The following is an 8,364-nucleotide window of genomic DNA, read 5'->3' as shown; positions in this document are numbered from 1 at the left end:
TGACGGCCGGGCCGGCTGCCCTGCCGTACGCGGGAACACTGCCACCGGGCGCTGAAACGCGGCTGACGCGGCGCTGGAACGCGCCAGGCCCATCCGGTGTTCAACCCCCTCTCGGGCGGTTAGCCTGAATCCGTCTCGGCTCAGGCGGCGTACGGTCCGGGGGTGATGTGGCGATGACCGTCCCCGACGATCATGATCACGACGGTGGTCCGCGGCCCGTCCTGGTGCGGCTCCTCGGCCCGGTGGACGTCGTCGCGGGAGACGCCGTCCTGCCGGTCTCCGGGCTGCGCCGCAAGGCGGTGGCGGCCGTCCTGGCGCTGCGGGCCGGCGACGTGGTCGACGCCGGCCGGTTGATCGACGCGGTGTGGGACGGCAGGCCGCCCGCGACGGCGACGAACACCCTGCAGAGCCACATGTCCTACCTGCGCAGGCTGCTGGGGGTGCCCGGGGCGATCGTGGCCCGCCCGCCGGGGTACGTGCTCACCCCCGGCGCGGTGGACACGGACGTCCGGAGGGCCGAGGCCCTCGTCGAGCGGGGAAAGAGGGCGGCCGATCCCGCCGCGCGGGCGGCCACGCTCACGGCCGCCCTGGAACTGTGGCGCGGGCGCCCCCTGGAGGACGTGGCGGGACTGTCCTGGTTCAAGGAGCAGGCGGCCAGGCTGGAGCGGCTGCGCCACGGCGCGCGGCGGGGGCTGGCCGAGGCCAGGCTGGCGCTCGGCGAACACGCGGAGCTGGTGCCGGAGCTGGAGGGCCTGGTCGAGCCGCACCCCTACGACGAGGACCTGCACGGGTTGCTGATGGTCGCCCTGTACCGCAGCGGGCGGCAGACCGACGCGCTGGCGGTCTACCGCCGGTTACGCGACCGGCTGCTCGACGAGCTGGGCATCGACCCCACGCTCCCGCTCCGCGAACTGGAGACGGCGATCCTCCGGCAGGACCCCAGCCTCGACCTGCTCGCCCCGGGCCCGGCGGTCGCGTCCGGGGCACGAAGAGTGGAAGGGGTCGCGTCCGGGGCTCAGGGAGCTGAAGCGGCCGGGTCCGAGCCCTGGAGAGTCGAAGCGGTCGCGTTCAGGTCCCAGGGGGCCGGAAGCGTTCCCCCGGTGCCCGCCCTGGTGGAGCGGGCGGCGGAGACGCACCTCATCGACCGGATCCTGAACACCGCGATGATCGGGAGGCAGGGCGGCCTCCTGCTCTTGGCGGGACCGGCCGGGATCGGGAAGACGAGCCTGCTGGAGCACGCTCGGGCGCGGGCGGAGAAGCTGGGCTTCACGGTCGCCGGCGCCCGCGGCACCGACCTTGAGGTCGGATACGCCTGGGGCTGCGTCCGGCAGCTGTTCGAGCCGTTCGCCAGGGACCCCGCGGTGCCGACCCCGGCCGTCCTGCGACCGGCCGGCGCCGATCCGGCCACCCCGCAGGGCGAGTACTCGATCATCAACTCCCTCTTCTGGCTCGCCCACGACCTGGCGTCGCGCAACCCGCTCCTGATCGTGGTGGACGACCTGCACTGGAGCGACGCCGCCTCGGCCCAGTTCCTCGCCTACCTGGCCGCGCGGCTGGACGGGCTGCCCGCGGCGGTCGTAACCGGGCTGCGACCGGGCTCGGAACGCGTCGACCACATCGTCTCGGTCATCGCCGGCCTGCCCCTGGCCGTCACGGCCACGCTGACCCCGCTCACCCCCGGCGGCTGCGCCGAGCTGCTGGCCGGCCTCACCGCCGCCCCGCCCGACGAGGAACTCGTCCGGCGGTGCTACGACTCGACACGCGGGAACCCGTTTCTGGTACGCGAGCTCGGCCGCCAGCTGACCGCGCCGGGGGGCCGCGCACCCGCCCTGCTCCAGGGCTCGCCGAACATCGAGCGCTTCGTCGCCGGGCAGCTCCGCCACCTGCCCGCGCACGCCACGAGCGTGGCGCACGCCCTGGCCGTCCTCGGCGACGGCGCCGGTGCCCGCGCGCTAGGCGAGGTGGCCGGGCTCTCGTCGCGGGAGGCGCTCGACGCGGTGTCCTCGCTGGTCGTCAACGACCTGGTCACCTCGCACGGGGTGCCCGCGCGGTTCTCGTTCGGCCATCCGCTGATCCAGGCCGCCGTCTACTCAGGGATCAGGGCGAGCAGGCTGGCCGACCTCCACCTGCGTGCCGCCGGTGCCGCGATGGCCGGGCACGACCCGATCAGGGCGGCGACCCACCTGCTCCGGGTCCCTCCGGGCATGGGCGACCACGATGTCCCTCCCGGCATGGGCGATTACGATCCGACGGCGATCCTCGGCGAGGCCGTCGATCTCAGCCTGGCCCGCGGCTCGGTCGACGGCGCGGTCGCGTTCCTGCGCAGGCAGCTCGACGAGGCCCGCGCCGACCAGCGGCTAGGCGTGCTGACCCGGCTCGGCATGACCGAGGCGCTCGTGAACATGCCGCAGGCCGTCGAACGCCTCTCCGAGGTGCTCATCCTGGAACCCGACCCCGAGCGGCGCGCCGAGATCGCCTTCATCCTCGGCTGCACCACCTGGACGATCGGCCGGCCCAGGCAGGCGGCGCTGGCCTGCCAGTCCGTCCTCGGCGGGGAGAGCGACATCTCCGTCACCGCGCGCAGGGCGCTGCAGGCCTGCATCGGCATGGTGTCCTACGGAACGCCGTACGGCACCGACCTCGTCGCGTCGCTCGACGAGTTCGGCGCGCAGGAGCCCGACGCCTCCTTCGGCGGCCTCATGCTCGAATGCAGCCTCGCGCTCCACGACGCGATGCGGAACAGGCGCGAATCGGCCGAGCGGCGCGCCCTGCGGGCCGTCACCGGCGACCGCCTGATGGGGCAGCCGCTGGCGTTCCCCCTGCTGACGTGCGCGTGGTACGCGCTGAGCCCCTGCGACAACCCGCGACTCCTGACGTCCGTCGAGGCGATGCTGGAGTACAGCCGCGAGGCCGGCTCGCTGCGCGGGACCGCCCCCGCGTTCACCTACAGGTCAATGGTCATGCACGCCAAGGGCAACCTCGACGAGGCCGTCCACGACGGGCGGCTGGCCGTGGAGGCGGCCAGGAACGGCGGCCTCGGCCTCGGGCTGGTGTTCGTCGGGAACCCGTTCATCTCGGCCCTGCTGGCACGCGGCGACCTCGAAGAGGCGCGATCCGTCCTCAAGGAGATCAAGGCCGCCCACGGCCCCGAGCTCAACCACCACATCTACGCCAACGGCGAGATCGACCTACTCCTCACTCAGGGCGACATCCGGCGCGCGACGGAGATGACGCGGGCGACCAGGGACCACTGTCGCACCATGGGCATCACCAACCCGGAAATCCTCGACTGGCGCACGCCGCTCGTACGCTGCCTGCTCCTGCGGGGACAGCGGGAGGAGGCGCACGCCGTCGCTCAGGACCTGCTCGCCGCCGCGGCCGGGTGGGGGACGCCCAGGGCGGTCGGCAGGGCCCTTAGGTCGGCCGCCGCCACCGTGACCGGGCCGGGAAGGCTCGACATGCTGGCGGAGTCGGTCCGGCTGCTCGAAGCGACCGACGCCCGCCTCGAACACGCCACCTCTCTGTACCGGCTCGGCGAGGCCCTGCGACGCTCCGGCCGCCTCCAGGACGCGGGCTCCCGGCTGAAGGCGGCCCTGGAACTCGCCGACCTGTGCGGCGCCCGGCCCCTCCGCCAGGCCGTGCTGGCCGCCCAGGCGGAGACCCGTTAGTCCCGGCCTTGTGCGCCTGCCCCGGCGGCCGGGCCGGTCGTGGCAGGCCCGTCCGGTCCTTCCGGATGGCGCGTGCCGCGGACCGCCGTCACCCGGTGCGGCGGTATCTGCCCGGGGCGATGCCGTACCGGCGTTTGAACGCGCCGGCGAAGGCGAACTCCGAGGTGTAGCCGACCCTGGCCGCGACGGCGTGCAGCGGCGCGTCGGACTCCTGGAGGAGCCGGGCGGCGGCGGTCATCCGCCACCAGGTCAGGTAGGTCAGCGGCGGCTGGCCGAGCAGGGCGGTGAAGCGGCGGGCGAACGGCGTCCTCGGGGACGCTGGCGTGGAACCGCGGGGCGTCCGGCCCGGTCAGCTCGTCCGGGTCGCAGGCGGCGGCGTCGGCGGGTTCGCCGTCCAGCTCGCCAAGTACGCCGGTGCGCACGTCATCGCCACAGCCGGTCCGCGCAGTACCGAGGCGGTCCGCCGGTTCGGCGCCGACCAGATCGTCGACTACACGGCCACGCCCGTCGCCGGCGCGCTGGGCGAACCGGTCGACGTGGTCCTCAACCTCGTCGCGGTGGACGCGGGGCAGGCCGCGGCATTGATACCGCTGGTCCGGCCGTCCGGCGTCCTCGTGTCCATCACCGTCCCGGTCGAGGTGCCGGCCGACTCCCCGGTGACCGCGACGCACTTCGTGGTCCGCAACGACACGAGCCACCTCGCCGCCCTGGTCAAGCTCGTCGACGCCGGAGCCGTCCACGTCGACGTCTCCGCGTCCCGCCCGCTCGCCGACCTGGCCTCGGTACACCGCGACGCCGAGTCCGGCCGGCACGCTCGGCGGCCGAAACAATCGGGGGCACCTTCACCTCGCGTGACGTCGAAGAGCCTGTATCACCGGAGCGGTCTGGACCAGGTCAGCGACCGGGGATGGCGGATGTTCCACCGAATCAGCCCGGCCGTAGCAGTTCGACGAGTTCCGGGGCGATGCCCGGGAATTTCCGGTCTGTGGTGAGCAGCGCGTCGGCCTTCGCCCCACGGGCGGTCGCGATGATGAGGGCGTCCGGTACCCGAATCGTCAAATCCGCGGCCCTGAGCAGGGCGGCGCTCTCGGCCGTCGCCTCGTCCACCCCGACGATCCGATCGATGACGGTGGCACGGAACGCCTCGAGCATCCTCTCGGCCGCGACACCCTTGCGGACCGCACCCACCCGCAGCTCGCCCCAGGTGATCACAGAGATGGCGAACGAGGCCATCTTGTCCTCCCAGCGGCGAACGGCGTCGCGGGCCTGGCCGTGCAGTGCGTCGTCGGGATCGAGCAGGCCGACGATGACATTGGTGTCGAGCATCACGGTCGGCACCCGTCATCCCCAGCTCTCGCGGCTCGCCTCGACGTCCACGGCTTCGGTGAAGCCTGGGATGGTGCCGACCACCCCGTCGAGACGGCTGCGGTGCCGCCGGATGATGATCTGACCGTCATCTTCGGTGATGTCGACCGAGTCTCCCGCGTGAAGACCGAGCTTGCGCAACACCGCCGCAGGCAGGGTCACCTGGTTCTTGCTGGAGATGCGCGCCGGCCCCGTACGCCTGGCACGCGTCCTCTTGTCATGCTCCATAACCTTTACCTTAACCGTCATGGGTAAAGGTTAAACTGTGTCACTCAAAGCGCGTGAGTGATTCCATAAAGTCACCGACCCTTCGCCGGCGTTTGCCGACTCGTCAAACGCGCTCCACGCGAGCTACCGGATTCAACTCTGCCGGTGGGGACGATCCCGGGTCCTTGGCGAACGTGGCTGTTGGCGAAGCGCACCTCTCAAGGAACGGCTGGTATCCGCCGAAGGATTCAGGCAGTGTCCCTGCCGATTTGAAGTCCGATTTCACCTGAAATCAGCGGCAGTTTCGGCGATACCTGCATAGGCTCGTGGGGTGGCGCTTTCCGATCTTCGACGTGAGATGGTGCTCGCCGCCATCGACGAGTTCGACAAGCTGGGCCGCGACGCTTTTCTCGAGAAGTACGGCTACCGGCCCGCCCTCGGCTACTTCCTCCTTCACGGCGGCAGGCGGTACGACTCCAAGGCGATCGCCGGAGTCGCTCACCGCGGAGTCGGGGGCAGGCCCCTGCGCCCTGACGAGTTCTCCGGCGGGAACGCCACCGTCGCCCGGGTGCTCGGCGGCCTGGGCTTCGAGGTGACGAAACCGGGGCAGGCTGCCAAGGTGTCCTCCGTCGAAGACCTCCTGCGGAAGGTCGAGTCGCTCAAGCCCGCCGTGTCTCCCGCGACCGGTGCGCAGAAAAGGCATCAGCCGTTGACCCTGCTCTGGGTGATCGGCCGCGCGGCCCAGGGCAAGCCACGCCTGCGGCGGTGGGAGAGCACCTACCGCGAACTCGGGCGGCTCATCGAGGAGTTCGGTCTTGAGGAGGACCGGCCCAACCCGGAGTTCCCCGTGCTGTGGCTTCACCATCACGGCCTCTGGGATCTGCCCGGCCACACCGACGTACCGGCCGCCAGTGGTCGGCACGCGCAGAAGTGGATGAAAGAGCACCAGCCGGACAGCGGCCTGCGGCCGTGGGCGCATGAGATCATCACCGACCGGGAGGACATCCGGGCCCGGATCGTCGTGAGGCTGCTCAGCGCGTACTTCCACGGCGTCGACCACCACAGGCTTCTCACCAGGGTCGGACTGGACGCGGCGTCCTCTCCACCCAGCCGTCGCGAGGCCGTCGTGGAGCGCGTCATCCGCGACTCCCCGCTCGCCGAGCAGATCAAGCGCGCTCACGGCTTCCACTGCCAGATCTGCGGCGACCGTCTCGCTCTCCACCGGGGCTTCTACGCCGAGGGAGCCCACATCCGCCCGCTCGGAAAGCCGCACAACGGCCCCGACGAGCCCGGCAACCTGCTCTGCCTCTGCCCCAACCACCACGTCCTGTTCGACCGAGGGATGATCACCATCCAGGCCGACCTCACGACGACGGACACGGCATCCGGTGTCTCGCTCGGCCATCTCCGAGTCATCCAGGGCCACGGGATCAGCCGGGATCACCTCGACTACCACCGGCAGGTCATCGCAAAGCAGAGCTGAGCCCGGGTTCTTCCTTCCCGCGCCGAGCCGGAGGCGATGGGCACCCACGACTCACCGGTTCGCGCCGCTCTGGTTGGAACACCCTGAGGAAGTCGGCGGGGGCTCTGTCCTGTGCGAACGACTGAGGGGGGTCGGCTCTTCCCGGCTCGGCCGCCGCTAGTCGCACGAGTCGCAGGCGCCGGTCGACGGAAGCTGCACGAAACAGCGGGGACAGAGCCGGGGAGGACTCTCGGTGCGTACGCGTCGACGCTCGACGGCGGCCTGATACAGCGGGGCGAGAGCGGGAACGCCGCCATCGGCGGGCAGGGCCGCACCGAAGCGCCGGTAGCACTCCAGCCGGGCACGAGCGGCGTGCTGCTCGCGATCCGAAACGCTGTCCGCCGCCGGCTCTCCGGCAACCTCGAGAACCTCCTTGTAGCCCTCGCCCACCATGCCGTCGTCGGTGTGCACCACCAGGGCGGTGAGTTGCGGGTCGCCGCGGCGATGAGCTTCCCGGACCACCTTGCTCAGAACGGTTCCGATCCAGTTGTGGAGCAGGGTCCTGGTGCGGATGCCCGTGCTCTCCTGGATCTTCTCGGCGAGCTCCTTGTAGGTGATGACCGCGTGATACGTGCGCGCCACACCGACGAGCAGGGGATAGGCCTCACGGGTCCAGATCTCCCGGGCCTCCGCCGCCGTCACGGGAGTGCCGTCAGACACGCGCCAGTAGCCATGTTGCGACATGCGTGGTTCTCCGAAGTTCACCGTACGTCCAGTCGTCCGGCGTCATCCTTCCGCACGCCGCGCGCGTACGTCATGAACTTGCCCGAGCTGTCATTGACACCGGCCGCGTGGCGCGGGCCATCAAAGCTTTCTACGTGCAGGTCGGGCGTTGCCGCTTCATGAGGGGTGGGAGGCCGGCGTCCCGGACGGGAGTGGGCATGGAGTCCGTGGACGCCGGCCTTTTGTACGGTCCACGCCCGGTACGGGGGAGCCGTTGGCGTGGACCGGCTCCGAGGTCAGGGAGATCGGGGGACGATCCCGTCTGCTCGGAGGTCGGGGCGTTCAGGGGTGCCGGTGCCGCTGGGTGGGGAGGTCGAACCAGACGACGGTGCCGAGCCGGCCGGTGCCGCACAGGCGGGTCCACTGGGTGCCGCAGCGTCCGTGGGTGAGTTCGGCGACGATGCGCAGGCCCCGGCCGCCGAGTTCGAGATCGTCGATCCGCTCGGGGACGGGCAGGGGGCGGTGCAGGAGGTGGTCGATGAGAGTGGTTCCGGCTCCGGCGTCGACGACCTCAGTGCGGACGGGCAGGCCGTGGTCGTGCAGGAGGCGTAGTTCGTAGGGGCCCGGGGCGTAGCGGGTGGCGTTGGTGACCAGCTCGGAGACCACGATTTCCAGCTCGTCGAGCACGTCGGGATCCAGGGGCAGTTTGGCCAGCCGGTCGCGGAACAGTTCCCGGGCGCGCCGGGCCGCGTTGCCAGGAGGCAGGCACCAGGCGGTCATCCGGAAGCGTTTGCGTGGTCTGTCGTACTCGCCGGTATCCGGAACGTGCTCGATGAGCATCGTTGCTCCTAACGGATGGGACTGGGGGCAGCCCTGCGAGCAGGTCGGCAGATGCTCTGCGGGCTCGCTTGGGTTTCACCCCGGTGAGGAAGCCTGAGG

7 protein-coding genes and 1 pseudogene are annotated in these 8,364 nt (G+C 71.2%); 3 read left to right on the top strand and 5 right to left on the bottom strand.

The annotated features are described in order from the left end of the window. Positions 1–173 precede the first annotated feature (173 nt). Entirely contained in the window at positions 174–3,668 is a 3,495-nt protein-coding gene (locus ACVCAG_RS18665; RefSeq protein WP_440084289.1) for a BTAD domain-containing putative transcriptional regulator, read from the top strand. Between the two features lie 88 nt (positions 3,669–3,756). Here the strand turns inward: ACVCAG_RS18665 and ACVCAG_RS18660 are convergent. Continuing rightward, positions 3,757–3,978 (bottom strand): annotated as a pseudogene (locus tag ACVCAG_RS18660) (helix-turn-helix transcriptional regulator); the annotation flags it as partial. Positions 3,979–3,991: 13 nt separating this feature from the next. Here ACVCAG_RS18660 and ACVCAG_RS18655 point away from each other — a divergent pair. Next, positions 3,992–4,660 carry a zinc-binding dehydrogenase gene (locus tag ACVCAG_RS18655; protein ID WP_440084290.1) on the top strand — a complete coding sequence of 223 codons (669 nt, stop codon included), beginning with the start codon at positions 3,992–3,994 and terminating at the stop codon, positions 4,658–4,660. On the opposite strand, the gene ACVCAG_RS18650 is transcribed toward ACVCAG_RS18655, so the two are convergent. Together ACVCAG_RS18650 and ACVCAG_RS18645 are read right to left on the bottom strand one after the other, a co-directional pair. Then, a complete protein-coding gene (locus ACVCAG_RS18650; RefSeq protein WP_440084291.1) occupies positions 4,596–5,006 on the bottom strand; it encodes a PIN domain-containing protein in 411 nt (136 codons plus the stop codon). The genes ACVCAG_RS18655 and ACVCAG_RS18650 overlap by 65 nt on opposite strands. Positions 5,007–5,009: 3 nt before the next feature. Beyond that, positions 5,010–5,261: an AbrB/MazE/SpoVT family DNA-binding domain-containing protein gene (locus tag ACVCAG_RS18645; protein WP_440084292.1), complete on the bottom strand. Its 252-nt coding sequence runs from the start codon at positions 5,259–5,261 to the stop codon at positions 5,010–5,012. 310 nt (positions 5,262–5,571) lie between these two features. Here ACVCAG_RS18645 and ACVCAG_RS18640 point away from each other — a divergent pair, with 310 nt between their 5' ends. After that, on the top strand, positions 5,572–6,723 hold the full coding sequence (locus ACVCAG_RS18640) for an HNH endonuclease (protein WP_440084293.1): 1,152 nt from the start codon (positions 5,572–5,574) through the stop codon (positions 6,721–6,723). 156 nt (positions 6,724–6,879) lie between these two features. Here ACVCAG_RS18640 and ACVCAG_RS18635 read toward each other — a convergent pair whose 3' ends face one another. Together ACVCAG_RS18635 and ACVCAG_RS18630 are read right to left on the bottom strand one after the other, a co-directional pair. Then, positions 6,880–7,422 carry a hypothetical protein gene (locus ACVCAG_RS18635; protein WP_440084294.1) on the bottom strand — a complete coding sequence of 181 codons (543 nt, stop codon included), beginning with the start codon at positions 7,420–7,422 and terminating at the stop codon, positions 6,880–6,882. Positions 7,423–7,767: 345 nt separating this feature from the next. Beyond that, entirely contained in the window at positions 7,768–8,265 is a 498-nt protein-coding gene (locus tag ACVCAG_RS18630; protein ID WP_440084295.1) for an ATP-binding protein, read from the bottom strand. Positions 8,266–8,364 lie beyond the last annotated feature (99 nt).

Source organism: Streptosporangium sp. G12 (assembly GCF_052983175.1).
Note: the sequence above shows the minus strand (reverse complement) of the source record. Positions and strands in the feature narration are given on the sequence as shown.

What these genes read in the sequence shown, in the direction of transcription:
- ACVCAG_RS18665 (WP_440084289.1), top strand. Translation starts at nt 174, where the DNA reads ATGACCGTCCCCGACGATCATGATCACGACGGTGGTCCGCGGCCCGTC.
- ACVCAG_RS18645 (WP_440084292.1), bottom strand. Translation starts at nt 5,261, where the DNA reads ATGGAGCATGACAAGAGGACGCGTGCCAGGCGTACGGGGCCGGCGCGC.
- ACVCAG_RS18630 (WP_440084295.1), bottom strand. Translation starts at nt 8,265, where the DNA reads ATGCTCATCGAGCACGTTCCGGATACCGGCGAGTACGACAGACCACGC.